Origin of the sequence: Oenococcus alcoholitolerans, from assembly GCF_051852995.1 — a bacterium.
Taxonomy (GTDB): Bacteria; Bacillota; Bacilli; order Lactobacillales; family Lactobacillaceae; genus Oenococcus; species Oenococcus alcoholitolerans.
On sequence record NZ_CP176042.1, the window covers coordinates 1,111,996 to 1,134,467 of the forward strand.

Below are 22,472 nucleotides of genomic sequence, written 5' to 3' on the forward strand. Positions count from 1 at the left end.
ATAGCGATTATAAAAACTTAAAGCAAGCGCTTACAATTGAAAAAAAATAAAAAATCCGGCGAAAAACCAGATTTTTTTCTGAAAATATTCATTTTGTTTCTTTAGGATCGCTGTCTGAAGCGTTTTCCGTCCCATCTTCTGTACCGGTATCATCTGTCTTGACTTGCGGATCTTGCAGATCAGGATCAACTTCGACCTCTTCTTTTTTAGCAAAACGTTCTTGCAGTGAATCGATCGTATCTTTAGCCTTATTGACAGCCTTGTCTACATATGGAGCAGTAGTGTCTTTAGCCTTCTTCACATAGGGCTTCGTCTGCTTGGCAAGGTCGCCGGCTTTATCCTTTATGTCGGAATATTTATCGCCATATTTAGAATCAGAGATCTGTTTGTCCAGATCGATCACTTTTTGTTGAGCCTTGTCAGAAAAATCTCCGACAAGATCAGCACCAGCATAGGCAACATCGTAGCCAAGATCTTTTGCTTTATCAAAGGTGTCGCGAGCCTTATTTTTCAGCTCTTCTTGTTTCTTTTCGGGCAAAGCTTTGAAAAAAGCATAACCTGCAGCTGCCGCTAAAGTTCCTGCAATAATTCCTTTTAAATGCATAATACATCCTTTCTAATGTTTATCATCTTGAACTATTTTTATTATGTCTATGATCGGCGAATAATTTTGCGAAACTCAAAAGTGCACCTGATTTTACTGCCGAATTGAACAATTTGATCACATTGTTTTTATATTTGCTTTTAGTGTCGCTGGCTTGTTTCTCTTTTCGTTCCAGCTTAGCGATCAAACGGCTTATCAAGCTTCCCAGATCAGCGATCGCCTGAACAAGCGGATCGATTTTATTTACTTTGCCGGAAACATCCTCCAACAAATCATTAGTCGAGCTTGTGATACGATTTATATCACTCGCGATCGGATCGAGATGCTTTTTGATTATTTGCAAAGTTTGATTCAATGAAAACAAAACAACAACGACAGCGATAACTAAAACAGCAAAAGCGATCGCAGCGATCAATCCGGCAATTTGGCCAAGTCCCATATCTTATCCTCCTAGTTATTAATTATAACCGCTTTGGGAAATAACTTTTTAACGAGGAAAAACAAAGGTCATATTCGGCATCGCCTGCAGTTCACGATCAAAAAAAACAACTTTAAAATCATTTTTGTCAACATCAAGTACAGCAAAAGTCCCGCCCATTTTTCTAAATGATCCGCGCGGATAAGTGGTAGAACCAGGGTTTATAAAGAGTATCGATCCATGTTTTTCAGCCAAAGGACGATGCGTATGACCAAAAATAGCCACATCTGCATGATTTAAAGCGGCCGCCTTCTCAAGAAATCCAAGTCCAAAATCAACTCGCTGCAAATGTCCGTGAACTTGGAAGATCCTTAGACCGTCTCTTTTGTTTTCATACAGACGATGATCAGGCAAATCGCTAAAATAATCATTATTTCCTGCAACTGCATTGATATTTTTTAAGATCGGATCGTTATTATCAAAAAGCGAGTCGCCATTATGAAAAATTGCCGCGATTGCTTTATCTGAAGAAAATTTGGAAAAAATTCTCTTTAAAATCTCTCGATCACCATGATTATCACTGACGATCAAATATTTCATAGATAAAGCCCCTTCTGATTTATTTTTAGCTCATAGGCATTCAACCGGTCTCTTTTCAACCAGCCTTTCGCAAAATCGATAAAATGATGCAAATCTCCCGTGGTGTAAAAAACATCTTCTTTTTGGTGATCGATGGTTTTGCTTTGGTCAGCTTGCAAATGGTTGTCTTTTAATATATCGATGGCATCCAAGACTTCTTGTTCGGCCGGATCAACGACTGCCATGTTTTCTGGAACCGCTTGAGCTATTTGATCGATGATTATCGGAAAATGAGTGCAGCCCAATACTAAAGTGTCGGCTTTTTTTGCTTGAGGAACTTGATCGAACCAATCGGCAAAACTGTCTTTGATAAACTTAGCAGTCCGAGGATCCTTGATATCGCCCCTTTCGACCAAGGAGACAAAATCCTGCATCCCCCGCTGAAAAACGTTTACCTTGCTTGAAGTACTGGTAATTTTTTTAAAATAAGCTTTCGAATTAACCGTCGAGTCAGTCGCAATAACGTCGATGAAACCATTTTTCGTTTGAGATACAGCTGCCTTCGCGCCGGCATCGATCACACCAACGATCGGTATATTCAATTCTTTTTTTAAATATGGGATCGCTTGAGCTGATGCGGTATTGCAGGCAATGACCAGTAATTTGATATTATGCTTTTCAACCAAAAAATCAGCCATTTGCAGTGTAAAATCAATTATTTCCTGATTCGGTCTAACACCATAAGGCATCCGTGCCTGGTCTCCGATAAAATAAATTTTTTCGTTCGGGATCAACTTCAATGCTTGAGAAACGACCGTCAGACCGCCGAATCCCGAATCTATGTAACCAATTCCGTGATTATCCATATTTAAAGTATAATTGCTTTGCCCTTCTCTGATCAGTTTCTTAACGATATACTAAGTTATGTGAAAAGAGATGCCTTTAAAAATCTTTCAAATTTTCCAAACGAACAAACAGCTTTCTCATTAGCTTTGTTACGCGATGGTATTTTAAACGATATATTAGATGATGATGCCGACGATATTTTATATTATGCCGGTAAAGAGATCGCTCGACAATTTTTTGCAAGGACCTTGGATGATATCCAAGATTTTTTTGCTATTGCCGGCTGGGGAGATATTGAAATTTCTTCACAAAAACCTGATCGCGAAAATTGGACTTTAACCGGTGAAGCGATCAAAATAAGAAATGCTGCGATCGAAAAACCGTCTTTCTTCCTGGAAGCTGGATTCCTAGCACAAGATATTCAGCAGCAAACACACAGAAGAACTGAATGCAGTTACCAAATCGAAGACAAAAATAAAGTTATTTTTACAGTTTATATCGATTAAAAATCAAATGCGCCTGCTTTTACCGCTCATCAATACCGGCCGACTGAGAAATTTGACCCTGTCAATGATCCGTGCTGCCTTTACAGGCTCATAAATATTCCGCGAATATGATAAATATTGGTCGCGCAGTGAATCTAAATCAAAATTAGAGGTGAATAAAGTCGATCTTTTTTTGACCATTCTTTGATCTAAAATGGTGCCTAAGACACTATCGCGAAACCACGATGTCAGATCACCGGCGCCAATATCGTCAAACAAAAGCAGCTCAACATTAGCTAAACGTCTGATCAAACGCTGTTTTTCGACCATAGATATCCGATTAAGACGGCTTATCAAACCGGTCATATTAACAAAAGCTGTTTGGACCCCCTGACTAGAAAGTTCATTTAATAATGCAGCCATCAAATAACTTTTTCCAACTCCAAAATTACCCCAAAGATAAATGCCCTTTACAAAACCGGTATTTTTTTTATATTCGCGAACAAACTCCACAGCGGCGATCAACGCCTCGTTACGATATTCATCAGTATCGAATTTTCCAAAATTCAAGTCAAAAAAATCTTCCGGTTCGCCAATTCGAAACTGGTTAACATCATGCGTTTTTGAATCTGCTTCATAAAAAATTTCAGCCTTGCCGTCGACTAACCGCAGCACCGGTCGATAATCAGGAAAAAGCGGGTGCTTCTTCTGATCATAAAAATCTTCTAAGACAGAAGAATTATCAGAAAAAAAGCGATCATTATCCATCAAATCGTTTTCAACGATAAATTTATTCAATTCAGGAAGTGTCAGCAGATGTTTTTTATTCATTGCTTTTTCTTTTCTTTTTCATACTCTGATAATGCTTTTAAAGCCGAAGAATTATCGATTTTTTTACTATTCGAATAATCTATTTTCTTTTCTTTTTTGATTATCCGACCATTGTTTTGGCTCTTCTTTTGTTGCCTTTGATCGATTTTATCCTGCCTTTTTTTGATGAAATCGATCGCTTGTCTTGCAGAAATGAGTTTTTTCTGCAAAAAAGTATCAGCGATCCTTTGTGCTAATGGCTCAGACAAATATTCAGATCCATAACCGATAAGTGCCTGATGGATCAATATATTTATCACCGGATTTTTTAATCCCAAACCGGCAAGATAAACGAGGACCTTTCTTTCAGGAACCGTAACTATGCCGTCTTTTTGTTTTTTTAATTGGTCTAAAAATTCAAATGGAGTCAAATTATCCGCTATCTCAGCTAAAGAATTTTCCTCATCGGTCAAATTAAAATCAGGCCTTTTTGCTGATCGATCGATCGTATTTTCAACAGTTTGTTTGGGAGACTGAATTTGGCGATCCATGCTGTCGATCTGTGAGTAGAACAGATCGTGGTCGATCTTTTTCGTATCCAAAGTAATCGAATTTGCGGCTAAATCAACTATCTGCTCTTCGTTAAAGCCGAAAATCAAATGAACTGAAACGATAAAATTGTGCTGACGGCCGATCTCATCATCTGCGATACCATATTTTTTTAATTCACCAGCGACTGCTTTAAAATCAAAATTTTCGTCTTCCAGCGCAGATCTTTTTTGCCTGTCATCTTGACTTATACCATCACTTGAAAAATCATTGCGTAATTCTAAAGCCTTTTTATTCAAAGGCACATTGCCGAAAGCTTCGATAAAATTAGCATTTATTTTCATACCGGATCCGTTTATTTTTTCAGCAGAAAACTTTTTGATTAGTTTGGAAAATTTATCCTGGTCTAAAATTCCATATAAAAAGCTGGTCAGCAAATCATCTTTAAAAAACTCCCTAAAAGAGAGCGGCCTTTTCAAATGCAAAAAAAGCTGTTCGGGTTGAAGATAAGTATCCAACAAACCAACTGCTTCAAGTTTCTTTCGTGCGATATCGAAAATCGAGATAGAAAAATTAAGATCATCTAATAAATCACTGATCAAAGCTTCCTGTTCTGAAAAAGCCAATTCTATGTATAAAGAAAAAGCATCGCTTCCAATCAGCGGAAGATACATGGTCTTCAGATTTCGCAGGTCGGATAGATCAAAATCGTTTTTTGTAATCGTATAAGGAGAAAACGCATTCAATTGTTTTGGTCGCTGGTTCATGGCTGCAAGTGTTTTTCTGAAATTATTCTTTCGACTTCCGACTCTAAAGCCGGCAGATCTATTTTGGAATTATCAATAACTATATCAGACATTTTTTTCTTTTCATCAAGCGGCATTTGCGATGAAATACGGTTAAATGCCTCTTGGCGGGAAATATCGTCTCTTTTGACGATTCTTTCAATTCTCGTTTTCTCATCAGCATACACCAAAATTATAAAGTCAAAAATATCCTGATAACCATGTTCAAATAAAAGAGGAATATCATAAACAAGCGTATTAGTCAGTCCCTCTTTTTGCAAAAAATCACCCCTCATTTCGATCGTTTGTTTAATGGATGGCTGAATTATCTCGTTCAGTTTTCGTAAAGCCTGCTGATCAGAAAAAACTATTTTTCCTAACTTATGGCGGTCCAAATTAGAGCCATTCATCACACCCAAACCAAAGGCGTTTTTTATTTCTTCGAGTTCCCATCGACCGGGCAAAACGATTTCGCGGGCTATCTTGTCGGCATCGACGACCTTAAAACCAAGCCGGGCAAAAATATTAGAAACCGATGTTTTGCCGCTGCCGATACCGCCGGTAATACCAACTTTGATCATTTTTGACATGTTGGACAATAAGTAGTCCCCCTTTGTGCGACTCTGATTTTTACCAAAGTCGATCCGTCGCGTTCACAAGTTTCCCCGGCCCGGCCATAAGCATGAAGCTTATCCTGCATGTGTCCGCTGTGACCGGAAGCATCCACAAAAGAATGAACGGTAGAACCACCGTTTTTAATAGCAAAAGCAAGCTCTTCAATGATATTTTTTCGCAAAAAATCGCTTTCTTCTTTGGTGAGACTATTTGCCGGCCTAAGAGGATTTATCTTGCTTAGCCAAAGCACCTCATCAGCGTAAATATTGCCTATCCCGGCAACGTTATTTTGGTCTAAAAGCCAAGCCTTTATCTCTTTTTTAGAATGCTGCAAACGGTCATAAAAATAATCGCTGGTAAGATCCTTTTCAGTCGGTTCGGGTCCCATAGTTCCTATTGATTTTACTTCATTCGTCTCTTGACCGCTATCAACTAATTGCATGCGGCCGAATTTGCGAGTATCATCATAAAAAACACGATCGCCGTCTTCTAAATCAAAAATAACTTCGGTATGTTTGTGAGGCTGGGTGCCGGCAGTTTCGACTGAGTACCTGCCTTCCATCCTTAAATGAGAAACGATCGTTAAATCATTCGATAATCTGATCAGTAAAAACTTTCCGCGCCGATCTATTTGCGATACTTTGCTGCCGAGAATCGAATCAACAAATTCTTGCGGATCTCCAACGATGATCTTTGGATAAATTATTTTAATATCAGTAATTTTTTTATTGGGAAAATATTTTAAAAGACCGCGACGCACGGTTTCAACTTCAGGTAATTCAGGCATTAGTTCCTCCTAAAAATTTTTTGACTTTACTCTTTAAAATTGGTCGATATGCTTCGCCAAGCAGTGATAGCGCCATATCGACAGAAACGAATTTTATTTGCTCTATTTCTTCTTTTTGAATTTTAAAATCAGCAATGCTTAAGCCGGTTTTGATGATATACCAATTATCAAAAACCGGCCACTGTTTAAAAACTGCTGCTAGGTCGCTAGGAGCAAAATCATAATCAAGAGACAATTCTTCTTTGACTTCTCTTTTTAAAGCATGCAGCGGATCTTCGCCTGCCAGTACGGAACCGCCGACTTCAGCTTTCCATTTGCCAGGGTCGCCGATTTTATTAAAAGAACGCTGTTGGATCAAAATTTGCCCCTGAGAGTTAACTATCGTTGCATTAGCAACTTTGTGCCATTCATTAGGAGCAAAAGGCCTGCCTCTCTTTTTCAGGCCGATTTTATTTCCTTTTTTATCAAAAATATCCCAATTTTCGCCAAGATTATCAGCAAGGAAAGATTTTTTACTTTTCATCGTACCAATTATCTCCATGATGAGCCTCGACTTTGAGCGGAACCCTTAATTTGACTGCAGAATCCATAATTTTCGGTACCAGACTTTCCAATATGCTTATTTCTTCCGGCGGACACTCAAAAATCAGCTCATCGTGGACTTGTAAAAGCATCTTGCTCTTTAAGTTTTTTTCGGCTAATACCTTGTCCATATTTATCATCGCGATTTTAATGATGTCGGCTGCCGAACCCTGTATAGGCGTGTTAGTAGCTGTCCGTTCAGCAAACGAGCGGAGATTAAAGTTTTTGCTATGAATTTCAGGTAAATAGCGCCGGCGATGAGCGATCGTTTCCACAAATCCCTGTTTGTGAGCCAAAGCGATTATTGAGTCTATCCAATCTCTGACCTTTGGAAATTCGCGGAAATAAGTCTCGATTATTTCCTTGCCTTCCTGGCGAGAAATGCCAAGGCGTTGTGCCAGCCCAAAGTCAGATATACCATAAACGATCCCAAAATTAACCGCCTTGGCTCTTCTTCTTTGCTCAAAGGTGATTTTTGTTGACGGATCAAGGCCAAAAATAGATCGAGCAGTGGCAGCGTGAATATCTTCACCCTCAGCAAAGGCTTTTTTTAAATTATCATCATCGGTCACATGAGCCAATACCCGCAGTTCGATCTGCGAATAATCCGAACCAAAAATCTGCCAGCCTGGATGGCTCGGAACGAAAGCTTTCCTGATGCGCTTGCCTTCCTCATCGCGATCGGGTATGTTTTGCATATTTGGATCAACTGAAGATAAGCGGCCGGTCTGTGTCAACGTTTGCAAGTATCTCGTATGGATCTTGCTATCATTTTTATCAACAACATCCAGCAGTCCTTTTACATAAGTCGAATTTAACTTGGCAAATTGTCGATATTGCAGGATCAAAGCAACGAATGGGTATTTATCGGCCAATTCTTCTAGAACGGAAGCGGCTGTAGAAAAACCTGTTTTCGTTCTTTTTATCGGCGGTATCTGCATTTTTACAAACAATAATTCAGCCAATTGTTTTGGAGAATTGATATTGAATTTTTCACCAGCTTCTTTATATATACGCTGCTCTAAATCACTTATTTTTTCATCAAATTCTTTTCCAAGATCAGATAATTCTGCTTGATCCAATTTGATGCCATTGATTTCCATGCGAGCTAAAACATCAGATAAAGGCAACTCGATCTTATAGTACAGGTCTTCTTGCTCATTGTCTTTTAATTCCCTAAGCGAGGGAGCATATAAGCGGCTGATAGCAGAAGCTTTCTGCGATAAGTGTTTGAATAGGACCTCTGATTCAGGAATCTTAAATTTGCTTTTAGAACCAAAAACATCATCGTCGGACTCGATATAGATTTTAAACCGACTGGCTAAAGTAGATAATTTGTTGTCATTATCTGTTGTATTGAGCAAATAAGAAACCAGCAAAAAGTCGAATTGAATATTGTTTATTTTCAAACCGAGATGATCAAGCAATACCGTTAATTCTTTTGCGTTAAAAACATATTTAGGAATCGAACTCGTAAATAATTTCCTGACAACTGAAGAATTCAAAAGCTGGATATCATCGGAAACGAAATAACCAGCCTGCTCATTACCGATAACGAAAGCCAGAATGCTTGCCTGATGATAATTCTCAGAATCAGTTTGAAAATAAACAGTCAGATAATCTTTGATTTCAGTCAAATGATCAAGATTGGCAGCTGTTAATTCAGTAAAATAATTAGTTTTATGATCATTATCAACCTCGTCATTTTCTGGGATCATCCCCGACTTTTGCATAGAATGGATCTTAGCTAATTGAACCTTAAAATCAAGTTCTTCATAAAATTCGATCAGCTTTTGAAAATCGATCGGTTTGACAACTAAATCTTCCAAAGCTATTTCAACAGGTGCATCGCACTTAATAGTCGCTAATGTTTGAGCCCGATAAGCGGTATCGCGATCATTTACCAAATTTTCTTTTAATTTAGAAGCCTTCATTGAATCTACATTTTTGTAAATTCCATCCAGCGATCCATATTTATTCAACAATCTAAGAGCTGTTTTTTCACCAACTTTGGTGACACCGGGATAATTATCGGATGAATCTCCAGTAAGAGCTTTCATGTCAATAACTTGTGCCGGACTGATGCCCGCCCATTTTTTTGCCAGAAAATCAGGTGTATAAGCATCAAGGTCAGTAACGCCTTTTTTTGTAACTTGAACCAGGACCCTATCGCTGACAAGCTGCGTCAAATCTCGATCTCCAGTAATTATCGTCGTAAGCAGACCGGCTTGTTCGGCTTTTTTAGCATAGGTGCCGATGATATCGTCAGCTTCAAAAGAAGGAAGTTCATAAGAATGGATCCCGTGCAGATCAACCATTTTTCTTAAATAAGGAAATTGTTCAGAAAGTTCCGGCGGTGTCGTCTGACGGCCGCCTTTGTAGTCCGAAAAGATCTTGCCGCGAAAAGTCGAGATGCCCTTGCCGGCATCCCATGCAACGAGGGCGTAATCTGGTTGAAGTTTATCAACGATCTTATCAAAGAAATTATTGAAAGCTACTAACGCATTAGTGTGAAGCCCATTATGAGAAATCATTCGGTCTAACTGATTGTGCATTGCATAAAAAGCACGAAAAGCTAGAGAATTACCATCGATTAATAATAAAGTTTTAGTCATTTATTTTATTTTAACAATCAAAAACGCCCTTTTTGGGCGTTTTATAAAATATTGAATATTTTTCTTCATAAACCTTGCTTTGAAATTTTTTCGTCTCCTAATTCTGTAAATGAATAACTGATGTGCTGCTGTCGATCAAATTCTTCAAAAGCAAGTTTTACGATCTTATCAAATTGCTCTTTTCGAGATATACCAGCTGATTCAAATAAGATAGGAAACAAACTCATATTGGTATTTCCAGGTAAAGTATTAGGTTCTCCTAAATAAATTTCACCATCGCTGCTCATTAAAAAGTCAATTCTTGCAAAGCCCTTTATGCCCAAGATCTTATAAGCCTTTTTAGCCATATCGACCAGTTCGCGACTTTTTTCTTCGCCGATTTGAGCCGGTATTTGATATTTCATCTGAGTATTGTCGATAAATTTATTTTTATAATCAAACCAGCCATCGCCGTCAGTCTGGTGCGGAGCCCAATGAGCTCCGATCGGGCTGGTGATCGTCTTGTCATTGCCGATAAGACCGATCTCCAATTCAGTTGGATCTTTGACAGCCTCTTCGATCAAAATCTTTTCATCATATTGAAAAGAATCATCAAGTGCGAGCTGATATTGGTCTTGGTCGCTGACACGCGATATACCGACAGATGACCCTTGATTAGCAGCTTTAACAAAAACGGTGGTACCTAATTTGTCTGTAACTTCTTGCCAACTGGGTTTTTTTTCATCGTACTTATAGGCAACTAAATATTTAGTATTTCTTATACCGTTAGCCGTCATCAATTCTTTAGTGATCACTTTATCAAAACTAACAGCATGCGCACGCAAGCCGGATCCAGCATAAGGTACTTTCAAAAGTCTGAACAATCCTGCTAAAGTACCATCCTCACCTAAATTGCCATGGACTGAAGGAAAAAGAAGATCTAACTTTAAATCTTCTATCGCTTCGATCGGATAGAAAAGATTTTTTTTATCTTCTTTTAAATCATTTAATAATCGATCTTCGTCAGCGCCTAAAAGAATTTTTTTTGAGACATTCGAATCTATCATGACGCCTTGTTTGGAAATAAGGATAGGGAAAACCTGATATTTCTCCGGATCCATCACGTCATAGTATCTTTTTGCTGAACGTTTGCTAACGTCATGTTCCGAAGAATTACCACCAAAAAATAGACCGACACGAATCTTATCTGTCATAGAAATTAAGCTCCCATAAAATTTATAAAAACGAGTATTTGGAAACTTAACAATCTCATATTTCTAATTATTTGTCAATAGATCGATCAACTTAAAAAGTCTTTACTGCTCTGTATATAGTCAATTATAGGGCGTGGAAAACTATCAGTTTTAAGTAAAATAACTTGCAAAAGCCGATTGCGATTATAAACTTTGTTCCAACCGGACTCAGTTGAAATCGACATTTGAGCAGTTAAACCCTGATGCCAAAATTTAAGAACTCTCAGAAAATAGTCTTCATAAAGGCGATTTATCTTGGTCGCATAAGCAAGAAAAGATGCAAGTCTTGAATCTTCACCCGCCACAAAAGGTACAGCTACATTATGATAGCCAACCAGCATAGAAGCCAGCAATAGAAGCTTATCAGACCTGCGGATCCGTTCATCACCAAATAAAACAGTTAAAACGTTACCGATATGAACAAAGGCATGAGCCCAGCCCTTCTCGCCCACGAATCCTCTGCCGTCTTGTTCTAGTAAAGAATATGATGCAACTTGCTCGATTATTCTGTTTCTTAATTGATCATCGATAAAATGATCTTGAGCATCTGTAGCAAGAAGCTGCCCAAGGACCAACATTGAAAAAGACCGTTCAAAAACAGCGTCATTCAAGGGTTCGAGAATGTGCGCGAAAAGACGGTCATCGGAAATCAAGTAATTGGTTATCCAACGCATTTGTTCAAAGCTAAGAGCTTTATTAGAAATCATGTCCGTCAAAAAATAAAAAGCGCCACGATCACGATAAGCCGGATTCGGCGAAGCTAATTGCCTTAAAATTTCAAAAAGTTGATCATCAGTCAAAAATACTTTTTTTTGCTTAATAAATTTTTCCGCTGTCTGCTGCATCAAAGCAAGAGCCTGGTCCCCGCCGTCGGGAGATTTTACAATCGTTTTTGATCGCTTGGAAAGACTTCCAACTAGATTTTCCAGCTGGCCATTCAAAGAACCATAAACTTTGCCTGCTGCCAACTTTTTTCTAGCCTGAGAAACAGTGTCCTTAACTAAATTTATTTGACTTTCTATCATTTAAAAGAAGTCTCCTTTTTAGAAAACGCACTCGTAAAATTATGATATTGCATACTCAAGGTCAGGCCGATCCCGATCATGTTCGCTATTAAAGCTGATCCTCCTTGGCTTATAAACGGCAATGGAATACCAGTCAAAGGAACTAGTCCGATAGTCATACCGATATTTTCAAATACGTGAAAAAGTATCATTAGAACAACACCGGACACAACGTAAGCATAAAAGGAATTGCGGGTGTCAAAGACCCTTCTGATCATACTGTAAATCAAGAAAAAGTATAGTGCTATTAAAACAAAACCGCCAATGAAGCCGAATGCTTCGCCGATTACAGAAAAAATCATATCAGACTCGCGTACCGGTACGTTTACCGAAATATTGCCAGCACCGTTTCCGAATATTCTTCCTGATCCAATGGCTTTTATCGATTGAAAAAGCTGATACCCGGAATTGGTACTGCTATTCCCGCTTGGATTCAGCCAAACGTCGATACGAGCAAATTGATAAGGCTGAAATCCTAATCCTGCAAGAAAATTTCGACCAATAGTTGTCGTGACTGCTAAGAGAACGATAGCTGCTAAACTAGCAACCGAAACGGTTATAGGTATCAATATTCGGTTTAAAATGCCCGAAACCAAAAACACACCAGCAAATATAGCAACAAAAACAAGACTGGAACCAAAATCATTTTGTAAATGCATGAGCACTAAAACAGGGAGAGTGTAGGCAAGCATTTTTCCGATCAGCAAAAAATCTGATGAGACAGTGTGTACCGGATATTTATTATTATGGACATATACACAACGTGCCAGCATTAGGATCAAGGATGGCTTCATTACCTCTGATGGCTGAAAAGTCAATCCACCGAAACTCAACCAAGACTTTGCGTTATTACTGGCAGCTAAACTGCGGCTGTAAGCAAAAAGAACAAAAATAAGCAGGCCGATCCCGAGTGCATAGGCGATCGGAGCGAATCTAAAAAGTTGATCAGCGTCCAAGTGCATTAACAGGACGGCTAATCCCCAGCCAAATATCCACCAAAGGACTTGTACTGCCAAAGTTCTAGTGACAGATCCGCTTGAATCAGCCCTTAATGCCAAAAACAGCGATACAAAACCGATCGCCATTAAACCCATAACTATAAAAATGATCCGCCAATCGATTTGATAATTATCATCTCGATGGAAAGTCATTCCTCTATTTTTTAAATCAGCATTCTGCATATTTATCCGAAAATCAAGCTTGTCTTAAGTTAAAACTGGATATAACAGCCATAACAGCTTGATCTTCTTTTTTAAAATCTCCAATAAATTTTTCAAAAAAATTAGTAGCCTGATACTGACCGCTATTTTTGTCAAAAGAAACCGATCCAGCAACTTGCTTCCCTATGCGGACAGAAAGCCGATCGCCTTCTTCAACTATTTCTACCTGATATTGTTTTTGATTGCCAGACATCAATTTACTGCTCAACTTTATTAATGTGAATATTATTTGATTTTATTTGTGTTTCTTTATCTAACTTCTTTTTGTATGAAGGGTTGCCGATCCCCAAAACTTGATGTGCATGGTGCCGCTCTTGCTTTGCATATTCTAGTAGAGTACCGGCGCCCTTAGCAACATTATCCAAAGGCGAGTCAGAAATACTTACCGGCACATGCAGTTCTTGTTGAAGCAGAGTGTCTATGCCGCCGCCTTTAACATTAGTTCCCAGCAGAGATCCGCCTCCTGTCAGCATAATGCCGCGATCAATAATATCTCCGGCAAGACCTGGCTGGATCTGACCTAAAATTTCCTTTGAAGAACGGACTATATGTGTAAGAGTAGAATGCATCGCCTCTTCAATATCATTTGAATCAATAGTAACTTGCTTTGGCAGCCCTTTAACTGAATTGGTATCATTAAGGTCTTGGCCTCTAATAGTCATTTCGATCGGATTTGCGACCTGTAAAGCAGAACCAACTTCTTGTTTGATTCTCTCAGCCATCGGCGTTCCAATTAAAATACCAAACTGCTGGCGAACATAATGAATAATATCTTGTGTCATTTGATCTCCAGCCATTCTAAGCGACTGACTAGCAACAATATCACCGCCTGACAAAACAGCAATATCTGATGTGCCGCCGCCGATATCAATGACCATACTGCCTACAAAATCAAAAATATCCAATCCTGCTCCAACAGCAGCGACCTTGGGCTCATATTCTAGATAAACATTTGCTCCGCCAGCTGACTGTGCTGCTTGAATGATCGCTTTACGCTCGATTTCAGTTATATTAGTCGGCGCACAAATCATTATATTCGGTCTGCTCATCCAACCCTTTACTCTCAATTGGTTGACAAAAGTTGTGAGCATTGCCTCTGTTGCATCAAAATCAGAGATAACTCCATCTTTTAACGGTCTGACCACGCGAATGTCTTGGTTGCCTCGATCGATCCATTTATAAGCGTCTGATCCAATTGCTAAAACTTGATCCGTTTTAGCATCGATCGCAACGACGGACGGCTCATTTAAAGCAATGCCCTGACCCTCAACATAGATCAAAACATTAGCTGTTCCCAAATCAATTCCAATATCTTTTGCCATAAAACCTCGCATTCAATTATAACACGCATACTTTTAACTAATGGCTAATGCTGTGAGAGAAATCGATTATCAGATTACCCATAGTTAAGAAAAAATTAGCTACAAAGAAGCCGATTATTATTGCCAGAAAAACCCGAAGTAAAATTATTTGTCGACCAGCTCTGGGATCAATAATTTTTTCAAACTGAACATTTTGTAAACTCCAAAAAGATAAATAAACACAAATCAGTGTAAAAAGAAATTGAAATAAATTCTGCATGTTTTGATTGTATACAAAAGAGCGCGGTTTTCCGCACTCTTAATAAAAACATTAATAAAAACAAGATTATCTAACTTTAGATGTATTTATTCGATTAATGGCTCGGGCCAATGCTACTCTAGCACGTGCTCGTTCATCAGATGTTTTAGCTCTTTGAGCTCTGATCTTCGCTCTTTGTTCCGCAGCTTGAGCACGAGACACATCGATATCACTGGCGTTTTCAGCAGAATCAGCGACAACCGTCAAAACATTATCGCTAAACTCAGCGAATCCACCATTAACGGTGTACAAGTCCTCTTTTTCACCGCGATGAACACGCATTTGAGAAATTCTCAAAGCAACTACAAGCGGAATGTGATTAGCCATGATCCCTATTTGACCAGCTAAAGTATCTAAAACCGCCATATCAACATCATCTTGATGATAAACAGTGCCGTCAGGAGTCACTATACTAGTTGACAAATGCTTACTTTCACTAGGTGAATTATCAGCCATTAAAGCCTCCTTACTTCATACCTTTAGCTTTTTCAACAGCTTGGTCAATAGTACCGACATTACGAAAAGCCTCTTCAGGCAGATCATCATGTTTTCCTTCAAGGATTTCCTTAAAACCGCGGACTGTTTCAGAAACTGGAACATATTGTCCCGGAACACCGGTAAACTGCTCGGCAACTGAGAAAGGCTGGCTTAAGAAGAACTGGATACGGCGAGCTCTGTTAACTATGGTTTTTTCCTCATCAGAAAGTTCATCCATACCAAGAATAGAAATAATATCCTGCAGCTCTTTATATCTTTGAAGAACATGTTGAACTTCAACGGCTACTTGGTAATGTTCTTCACCAACAATATCAGGAGTTAAAGCGCTGGAAGTCGATTCCAAAGGATCAACAGCTGGATAAATACCTTGTTGAGTTAATGAACGCTCCAAATTAGTAGTTGCATCCAAATGAGCAAAAGTCGTTGCAGGCGCAGGGTCTGTATAATCGTCAGCTGGAACATAAACAGCCTGAATAGAAGTTACAGAACCTTTTTTCGTCGAAGTTATTCTTTCTTGAAGCTGACCCATTTCAGTAGCCAAAGTTGGTTGATAACCAACAGCTGAAGGAATACGGCCAAGCAAAGCAGATACCTCAGAACCAGCTTGCGTAAATCTAAAGATGTTATCTATAAATAAAAGAACATCTTTATTTTCTTGATCACGGAAATCCTCCGCCATCGTCAAACCGGTCAAAGCTACCCGCATACGTGCTCCAGGCGGCTCGTTCATCTGCCCATAGACCATAGCGGTATTTTTCAAAACCCCGCTTGCCTTCATTTCATAATACATATCATTACCTTCACGAGTGCGTTCACCAACACCTGTGAAAACAGAAATTCCATTGTGTCCTTGGGCAATATTGTGAATCAATTCCTGAATAAGAACAGTCTTACCAACACCTGCACCGCCAAACAAACCAGTTTTTCCACCACGCAGATAAGGTTCAAGCAAATCGATAACTTTTATACCGGTCTCGAGAACTTCTGCAGAAGTAGCTAGTTCATCATATTTAGGAGCAGGGCGGTGAATCGGATGACGATCGACAGAATCAGGTATATCTCCGGCACCATCAACTGGTTGACCTAAGACATTGAAGACTCTTCCTAAAGTGGCTTGACCGACTGGAACTTCAATAGGGTTGCCAGTATCAACTACTTCAGATCCACGAACCAGACCGTCGGTAGAATCCATCGCGATCGTTCTTACAACGTTATCACCAAGATCAATAGAAACTTCCAAAGTTAAATCACTGCCGTCAGGTCTTTTAACTTTCAGAGCATTATTGATATCCGGCAACTTAACACCATCTGAAAACTGAACATCAACAACAGGTCCAATGACTTGCAAAATACTGCCTTTTGTCAATTCTTTATCATTCGAAGAAAAAGACTTTTGCTGATTTTCTTTATTGGATGATTGAGAACTTTCAAGATCAGCAGTTTCTGCTTTTGAATTACTTTTGTTGTCTGCCATCTTTTCTCCTTTCTTTTTAATTATTCTACTGCAAAGCTGCCATGCCACCAGTAATTTCTGTAATTTCTGTAGTTATAGCGGCTTGTCTTGCACGATTATATTTTAAATTCAGCGAAGAAATTAAATCTTTTGCATTATCGGTTGCTGTCTGCATAGCGTTAGCCGATGCCGAATGCTCAGCAGTTTTTGCATCTAAAATAGCTCCATACAATAAGGATTGAGCAAATTGCGGAAGAACTGATTTTAATAATACTTCCGGTTCCGGTTCAAAATCATAGCTATGAACAGTATTTTGATATTTATCATTAAGCAGATTTCCTTGATCATCTTTCCTAAAATTATCTGCCTTGATCGGCAAGATGCTTTCATGAGTTACACGATTAGAAAGTCTGTTTGCAAAATGATTAAAGATCAGTTCCAAAGCATCAAACTTTTCTGCTGCGTATTGCTTAGTGATTTCACGAACCAAATCAGAAACTTCCCAGAATTTAGGCACATCAGTTATATCTCGATTTTCAAAGGCGATCTTAAAACCTTTTTTGTTGTAATAATCAGCACCTTTACCGCCAACGGCGAAAATCAAAGTATTATCAGCCGTTAAATCATGATCCGACATAAACTGATCCGTAGTCTTCAAAACCTGGTTATTGTAGCCTCCAACTAATCCACGATCAGAAGTTATTACCAATATCGCCGTTGTCTTGATCGGCCTTTGCGTAAGAAAAGGTATATCGCTTCTATTGTTCTGTTCGAATAGATGTGCTTGCGATAGATGCGCAACGATCGCCTCAACATGATTTGCGTAGTCCAAATAAGTAGAAGTGTGTTTTTGAATTTGAGTCAGTTTACTTGAACTTACCATATACATCGCACTGGTAATTTGACTAGTTTTCTTCGTCGAATCTATTCTTCGACGAATATCTTGGAGGCCTGCCATTATTTATTCTCCTCTTTTTCTTTTTGAGGAACATAATCACTTGGTTCTTTTGACTTAGAGAATTGCTTCTTAAAGTCATTTAACGCCGCAATCATGATGTCGTCTTTTGGTAGATTACCAGTAGATTTGATTTCGCTAAAAATCTGAGAGTGTGTTTTATCTTTTGAAACAAAATCAATCAATTCATTTTGGAAACGTTGAATATCACTGACATCAATATCATCAAGAAAACCATGAGTCAAGGCATAAAGTATCAAAACTTGGTGCTCAACTGCCATTGGTTTGTGGAGCGGCTGGTTCAATACTTCAACTGTACGACGGCCACGGGCCAATTTAGCTTGGGTCGGTGCATCCAAATCAGATCCGAATTGAGAAAATGCTTCCAGTTCATGATAAGAAGCCAAATCCAAACGCAAGGTACCAGATACTTTCTTCATGGCTTTAATTTGTGCATCCCCGCCAACACGCGAAACAGATGTTCCAGCATCAATAGCAGGACGGTTGCCAGCAAAGAATTGATCAGCATCCAAGAAAATTTGTCCATCAGTGATCGATATTACATTAGTCGGAATATAAGCAGAAACATCCCCTGCTTGAGTTTCGATTATAGGCAAAGCGGTCATTGAACCTCCACCCAGATCATCACTTAATTTAGCAGCTCTTTCTAACAAACGGCTGTGCAGGTAAAAGACATCTCCAGGATAAGCTTCACGTCCAGGCGGACGCCTCAAAATTAATGAAAGCTCACGATAAGCCATGGCTTGTTTGCTCAAATCATCGTAAACGATCAAAACATTTTTGCCATTGTACATAAAGTACTCACCAATCGCTGCTCCAACATAAGGTGCCAAATAAAGCATAGGCGCCGGCTCAGATGGTCCGGCAGAAACAACGACCGTATAAGACATCGCTCCCATTTGGCGAAGAGTTTCAACTTGGCTGCGAACGGTTGAATCCTTTTGGCCTATTGCAACATAAACAACTATCATATCCTGATCTTTTTGATTAAGGATAGTATCGATAGCTAATGAAGTTTTACCAGTTTTACGATCACCGATGATGAGCTCACGCTGCCCTTTTCCAATAGGAACTAAGGCATCAATAACTTTGATACCAGTCTGCAAAGGTTCAGAAACTGATTTACGCTGCATAACACCGGGTGCTTTAAATTCAACAGGACGCGTATGGTCGGTTTTTATTTCGCCTTGACCATCGATCGCCTCGCCTAAAGCGTTAACGACACGACCGATCATTTGGTCTCCGACCGGTACTTCCATAACTTGGCCAGTTCTTTTAACGGAATCGCCTTGGCTGATCCCTTCGAAATCGCCCAATACGATAATACCTACTTCAGACTCTTCAAGGTTCTGAGCCATTCCATAGACGCCATTTTCGAATTGGAGCAATTCTCCAGACATTGCATTGGCTAATCCGCTGGCACGAGCAACTCCATCACCAACGTAAGTAACAGTCCCGACTTCATCTATTTTTAAAGACGAATCGTATTCTTTAAGCTGCTGTTTTATCAGCGAACTTATTTTATCTGATTTAATTGCCATTACTTACTCCTTTCCGACAGCATTCTTAATATGACGATTCAGCTGTCCTAATTTTGTTTTTAGTGAACCATCGATCGTTTTGGAACCAGATGTTAAAACGACTCCTCCAACGATCGTTGGATCAATAATATTTTTAACTGTAACTTGACCAAGACCAAAAGTCTTTTTTGCAATTAAAGCTATCTTCTCAGTCTGCTTTTTATCTAGCGGAACTACGGTCTTAGCGGTTACTATTGACTTATTTTGCCGAGCATCAATCAAGTCTTGTAATTGTTCAACAATGCTGTTAAATAATGAAAAATGACGATTATCAGCTAATGTATGAAGAAAATTAGATACAACATTCGTTGATCCGTCAGATAAAGCATCAATAAAACGATCTTGCTGTTTCTTTATGACCGACACATCATCAAGCAATTGTACTAATTTTTGGTTTGTATCTAATACCTTTTTGATCGCTTGCAATTCCGATAAAACTTCGGACGCATTTGAATTAGATATCTCTATCAAAGCTTTAGCGTAATTGCTAACAATACGATTATCATTTTCCGACATCAGCTATTCTCCTTGTCGGACCCGCTTTTCTCTTCGGTTTCGAGTTGATCGATAAAATCATTTATCAATTCTCTATGCTTATCTGCATCTATTTCAGTTTGTAACAGCTGAGAAGCTATCGAAACAGAAATATCTGCAATCTGATCTTTAGCAGAATCCAAAGCGTCAGCTTTTGCTTGGCGAGCATCGGCTTGGGCTTGACGGCTGACTGAGTCAGCGTGCGCTCTTGCCATGTCCACGATCTTCTTCGCCTCATCCTCAGAAGATTTACGAGCTTTCTCAACTATATCAGCAGCCTGCGCTTTGCTATCCTTAAGAAGTTTATCTGCCGTGGAATGAAGTTTTTGAGCTTCTTCACGAGATTTAGCAGCAGAATCAAGATCACTATCAATCTGGTTTGCTCTTTCGTCCATCATTTTAGTGATAGGACCCCAGGCAATCTTTTTGACAAGATACATCAGAAGAATAAAAGTCAACAGCACTAGAATTGCAGAACCCTGCGGGATAACAATTGCAATTGTTGTGAGCATACTTTATACCTCCTTTTTTATTATCTGGAATTCATCAAAATAAATGACAAAGCTATAACGATAACCGGCATGGCTTCAACAAGGGCCATGCAGATAAACATATTAGTACGCAAACGGCCTTCTAACTCAGGCTGGCGTGCAACTGATTCGATCAGTTTAGACATCAAGATACCATTTCCGATTCCAGCACCAAGAGCTGAACCGCACAAAGCAATACCTGCAGCAATAAAATTCATAATCCTTTAATCCTCTCTTTTTTAATTTGTGAAATCAATCATTCTTTCGTAATCATTTGTGAAATATAGACACTGGTCAAAGTTGTAAAAACAAACGCCTGTATTGCACCGATGAAAACACTAAAACCCTGCCAAATTAGTTCTAAAGGAATCGCAACAATGAATCCGATAGGAGAACTAAGGCTGTTATTCGGTAATGCCAAACTTGCAATTAAATTTAAAAGCAGTTCTCCAGCAAATATATTTCCGTAAATTCGAAGACCCAGAGTTAAAAGATTCGTTAATTGATCTAATATCTCTAACGGAAACATGGCTGGAAAAGGCCTCAAAAAAGTATTCTTGAAGTAACCTTTAAGGCCAAACCTAGCAACACCGGCAAAATGAGCAACAACCATGGAAATCAAGGCAAGTGTCAAAGTCACTAGCGGAATAGATGTAGGACTTTTTATTTGAGAAGCATCACTTCCAAATTGTAGAAAAAGACCCATCTGATTAGAAACAAAAATAAAAAGGAAAAGAGTAAAAATGTACAAATTATATGAAGAACCACCCTTCACAGGTATCTGGTCCTTAACTATACCATTAGTAAAATCAATTACCCATTCCAAAAGATTTTGTCTTTTACTAGGACGAACACTTAGGTTTCTGGATAGAAAGAATACAAGTGCCAAAACAATAATGAAGGCTGACAAAGTAGAAATAACCGTTGTCCAGTCAAAGGTCAAGCCCAAAAACTGAAAAGTCTTCAATGTACCACCAGGCATATCATCACCTCTTTTCCATATACTTCATTTTACCGCTTATCATTTATTTTTTTGCGAATTTTTTAACTTGTAAACGCTTACTAATCAATTGCTTGCAATTTTGTAATATGTTAATCTTTGGACGATATGGAAAAAGTAATAATAAAGAAAGAAATATTAAGTAAAGTAATTAAAAAAAGAGATCCGCAGCTAAATAAAACGAATTTTGGCAGGCTGCTTCTAATATGCGGAAGTGCATCTTTAGGAGGAGCAGCGATAATGTCAACCCGAGCTGCAGTCTATTCCGGAGCTGGTTTAGTCACGTTAGCTTCTGACAAAATAAATAGGACCTCTATGCTTAGTGTCGTCCCGGAAGCTATGTTTATGGATTACAAGGATACGGAAAAATTAAAAAAAATGATAAACCGTTCGGACGTGATCCTTATTGGTTCAGGTTTAGAAAAAAGCCAAGAAAGCTTAAATTTGATAAACCTTCTTTTTACAGAAATAACAGACGATCAAATTTTAGTAATAGATGGAACGGCACTAAGTTTGATTGGCGAAAAAAATATTAAATTACCCGATAAAGGGATAAAGATATTAACGCCTCACCAAGGAGAATGGCAAAGAATATCAAAACTAAATATCGAAAACCAAAAGCCTGATAAAAATTATTCTATTCTCAAAAAAATAAATGCTGATTATCTAGTATTAAAAGGACCTTCGACCGAAATCTATTCCATAGACGATTCACAAAAATATTACAAATTAACCATTGGCGGACCATTTCAAGCAGTGGGCGGAATGGGAGATACTTTAGCAGGTATAATAGCATCGTTCGTCGGCCAATTCAAAACAAGCATTTATAACACCATCCAAGCTGCCGTCTACCTCCACTCGGCCAGTGCCCGGTCTTTAAGCCAACAGTACTATACGACCCAGCCCAGCCAGGTGACTGACCACTTGGCCGAATTGATGGCCCAGGCCGCTAAAAAGCTGCCAAAAGACAGCTCCGGCCTTGAATAGACCGACAGCTTGCTGAAACAGATATAAACACAGACCAAACACAGACCAAATTACTGAAAAAGATATAAACACAGACCAATACAGCACAAACATAAAAGCGGCT

26 protein-coding genes are annotated in these 22,472 nt (G+C 38.9%); 2 read left to right on the forward strand and 24 right to left on the reverse strand.

The genetic code is table 11. The features are described from left to right. Positions 1 to 88: 88 nt before the first annotated feature. The 4 genes from ACKP2L_RS06250 to murI are packed head-to-tail and all read right to left on the reverse strand — an operon-like array spanning position 89 to position 2,467. The gene (locus tag ACKP2L_RS06250) at positions 89 to 604 is read right to left on the reverse strand and encodes a YtxH domain-containing protein (protein ID WP_439425005.1); all 516 of its coding nucleotides are present in this window, start codon (positions 602 to 604) and stop codon (positions 89 to 91) included. Positions 605 to 626: 22 nt separating this feature from the next. Then, positions 627 to 1,043, reverse strand: a complete 417-nt coding sequence (locus ACKP2L_RS06255; RefSeq protein WP_439425006.1) for a DUF948 domain-containing protein — start codon at positions 1,041 to 1,043, stop codon at positions 627 to 629. Positions 1,044 to 1,091: 48 nt separating this feature from the next. Further along, positions 1,092 to 1,622 carry a metallophosphoesterase gene (locus ACKP2L_RS06260; RefSeq protein ID WP_439425007.1) on the reverse strand — a complete coding sequence of 177 codons (531 nt, stop codon included), beginning with the start codon at positions 1,620 to 1,622 and terminating at the stop codon, positions 1,092 to 1,094. Beyond that, a complete protein-coding gene (murI, locus tag ACKP2L_RS06265; protein ID WP_439425008.1) occupies positions 1,619 to 2,467 on the reverse strand; it encodes a glutamate racemase in 849 nt (282 codons plus the stop codon). The genes ACKP2L_RS06260 and murI overlap by 4 nt, the downstream gene beginning before the upstream one ends. A gap of 60 nt (positions 2,468 to 2,527) precedes the next feature. Between murI and ACKP2L_RS06270 the strand changes: the two genes are divergently transcribed. Continuing rightward, entirely contained in the window at positions 2,528 to 2,953 is a 426-nt protein-coding gene (locus ACKP2L_RS06270; protein WP_439425009.1) for a DUF2507 domain-containing protein, read from the forward strand. A gap of 3 nt (positions 2,954 to 2,956) precedes the next feature. Here ACKP2L_RS06270 and zapE read toward each other — a convergent pair whose 3' ends face one another. The 20 genes from zapE to atpB all read right to left on the reverse strand — a co-directional run bounded on the left by zapE (position 2,957) and on the right by atpB (position 21,364). After that, positions 2,957 to 3,763: an AFG1/ZapE family ATPase gene (gene zapE / locus ACKP2L_RS06275; RefSeq protein WP_439425010.1), complete on the reverse strand. Its 807-nt coding sequence runs from the start codon at positions 3,761 to 3,763 to the stop codon at positions 2,957 to 2,959. Further along, positions 3,760 to 5,058: a DnaD domain protein gene (locus ACKP2L_RS06280; RefSeq protein ID WP_439425011.1), complete on the reverse strand. Its 1,299-nt coding sequence runs from the start codon at positions 5,056 to 5,058 to the stop codon at positions 3,760 to 3,762. Before ACKP2L_RS06280 ends, zapE begins: the two co-directional genes overlap by 4 nt. Then, the gene (gene coaE, locus ACKP2L_RS06285; RefSeq protein WP_439426217.1) at positions 5,055 to 5,666 is read right to left on the reverse strand and encodes a dephospho-CoA kinase; all 612 of its coding nucleotides are present in this window, start codon (positions 5,664 to 5,666) and stop codon (positions 5,055 to 5,057) included. The genes ACKP2L_RS06280 and coaE overlap by 4 nt, the downstream gene beginning before the upstream one ends. Further along, positions 5,654 to 6,478 (reverse strand): DNA-formamidopyrimidine glycosylase, encoded by an 825-nt coding sequence (gene mutM, locus ACKP2L_RS06290; protein WP_439425012.1) that lies wholly within the window; start codon positions 6,476 to 6,478, stop codon positions 5,654 to 5,656. The genes coaE and mutM overlap by 13 nt, the downstream gene beginning before the upstream one ends. After that, the gene (locus ACKP2L_RS06295; RefSeq protein WP_439425013.1) at positions 6,471 to 7,001 is read right to left on the reverse strand and encodes an NUDIX hydrolase; all 531 of its coding nucleotides are present in this window, start codon (positions 6,999 to 7,001) and stop codon (positions 6,471 to 6,473) included. Before ACKP2L_RS06295 ends, mutM begins: the two co-directional genes overlap by 8 nt. Beyond that, positions 6,991 to 9,675 (reverse strand): DNA polymerase I, encoded by a 2,685-nt coding sequence (polA, locus tag ACKP2L_RS06300; protein ID WP_439425014.1) that lies wholly within the window; start codon positions 9,673 to 9,675, stop codon positions 6,991 to 6,993. Before polA ends, ACKP2L_RS06295 begins: the two co-directional genes overlap by 11 nt. 65 nt (positions 9,676 to 9,740) lie before the next feature. After that, positions 9,741 to 10,868 (reverse strand): D-alanine--D-alanine ligase family protein, encoded by a 1,128-nt coding sequence (locus ACKP2L_RS06305; RefSeq protein ID WP_439425015.1) that lies wholly within the window; start codon positions 10,866 to 10,868, stop codon positions 9,741 to 9,743. A gap of 86 nt (positions 10,869 to 10,954) precedes the next feature. Then, positions 10,955 to 11,932 carry a DUF2785 domain-containing protein gene (locus ACKP2L_RS06310; protein ID WP_439425016.1) on the reverse strand — a complete coding sequence of 326 codons (978 nt, stop codon included), beginning with the start codon at positions 11,930 to 11,932 and terminating at the stop codon, positions 10,955 to 10,957. Further along, positions 11,929 to 13,152, reverse strand: a complete 1,224-nt coding sequence (locus tag ACKP2L_RS06315) for an FtsW/RodA/SpoVE family cell cycle protein (protein ID WP_439425017.1) — start codon at positions 13,150 to 13,152, stop codon at positions 11,929 to 11,931. Before ACKP2L_RS06315 ends, ACKP2L_RS06310 begins: the two co-directional genes overlap by 4 nt. Before the next feature lie 13 nt (positions 13,153 to 13,165). Then, a complete protein-coding gene (locus tag ACKP2L_RS06320; RefSeq protein WP_439425018.1) occupies positions 13,166 to 13,384 on the reverse strand; it encodes a DUF2969 family protein in 219 nt (72 codons plus the stop codon). A gap of 4 nt (positions 13,385 to 13,388) precedes the next feature. Continuing rightward, the gene (locus ACKP2L_RS06325) at positions 13,389 to 14,513 is read right to left on the reverse strand and encodes a rod shape-determining protein (RefSeq protein ID WP_439425019.1); all 1,125 of its coding nucleotides are present in this window, start codon (positions 14,511 to 14,513) and stop codon (positions 13,389 to 13,391) included. Positions 14,514 to 14,550: 37 nt separating this feature from the next. Further along, positions 14,551 to 14,772, reverse strand: coding sequence for a DUF1146 domain-containing protein (locus ACKP2L_RS06330; RefSeq protein WP_439425020.1), 222 nt, complete (start codon positions 14,770 to 14,772; stop codon positions 14,551 to 14,553). A gap of 66 nt (positions 14,773 to 14,838) precedes the next feature. After that, a complete protein-coding gene (locus ACKP2L_RS06335; RefSeq protein WP_439425021.1) occupies positions 14,839 to 15,267 on the reverse strand; it encodes a F0F1 ATP synthase subunit epsilon in 429 nt (142 codons plus the stop codon). Between the two features lie 10 nt (positions 15,268 to 15,277). Next, positions 15,278 to 16,783: a F0F1 ATP synthase subunit beta gene (gene atpD, locus ACKP2L_RS06340; protein WP_439425022.1), complete on the reverse strand. Its 1,506-nt coding sequence runs from the start codon at positions 16,781 to 16,783 to the stop codon at positions 15,278 to 15,280. A gap of 25 nt (positions 16,784 to 16,808) precedes the next feature. Further along, a complete protein-coding gene (atpG, locus tag ACKP2L_RS06345; RefSeq protein ID WP_439425023.1) occupies positions 16,809 to 17,720 on the reverse strand; it encodes an ATP synthase F1 subunit gamma in 912 nt (303 codons plus the stop codon). Further along, positions 17,720 to 19,279 (reverse strand): F0F1 ATP synthase subunit alpha, encoded by a 1,560-nt coding sequence (atpA, locus tag ACKP2L_RS06350; protein WP_439425024.1) that lies wholly within the window; start codon positions 19,277 to 19,279, stop codon positions 17,720 to 17,722. Before atpA ends, atpG begins: the two co-directional genes overlap by 1 nt. Before the next feature lie 3 nt (positions 19,280 to 19,282). After that, on the reverse strand, positions 19,283 to 19,834 hold the full coding sequence (gene atpH / locus ACKP2L_RS06355; protein WP_439425025.1) for an ATP synthase F1 subunit delta: 552 nt from the start codon (positions 19,832 to 19,834) through the stop codon (positions 19,283 to 19,285). Further along, positions 19,834 to 20,364: a F0F1 ATP synthase subunit B gene (gene atpF / locus ACKP2L_RS06360; RefSeq protein ID WP_439425026.1), complete on the reverse strand. Its 531-nt coding sequence runs from the start codon at positions 20,362 to 20,364 to the stop codon at positions 19,834 to 19,836. Before atpF ends, atpH begins: the two co-directional genes overlap by 1 nt. Positions 20,365 to 20,384: 20 nt before the next feature. After that, positions 20,385 to 20,600, reverse strand: coding sequence for a F0F1 ATP synthase subunit C (gene atpE, locus ACKP2L_RS06365; protein WP_439425027.1), 216 nt, complete (start codon positions 20,598 to 20,600; stop codon positions 20,385 to 20,387). 38 nt (positions 20,601 to 20,638) lie between these two features. Next, entirely contained in the window at positions 20,639 to 21,364 is a 726-nt protein-coding gene (atpB, locus tag ACKP2L_RS06370; RefSeq protein ID WP_439425028.1) for a F0F1 ATP synthase subunit A, read from the reverse strand. A 126-nt stretch (positions 21,365 to 21,490) separates the two neighbouring features. Here atpB and ACKP2L_RS06375 point away from each other — a divergent pair, with 126 nt between their 5' ends. Further along, on the forward strand, positions 21,491 to 22,369 hold the full coding sequence (locus ACKP2L_RS06375) for an NAD(P)H-hydrate dehydratase (protein ID WP_439425029.1): 879 nt from the start codon (positions 21,491 to 21,493) through the stop codon (positions 22,367 to 22,369). Positions 22,370 to 22,472: the final 103 nt, after the last annotated feature.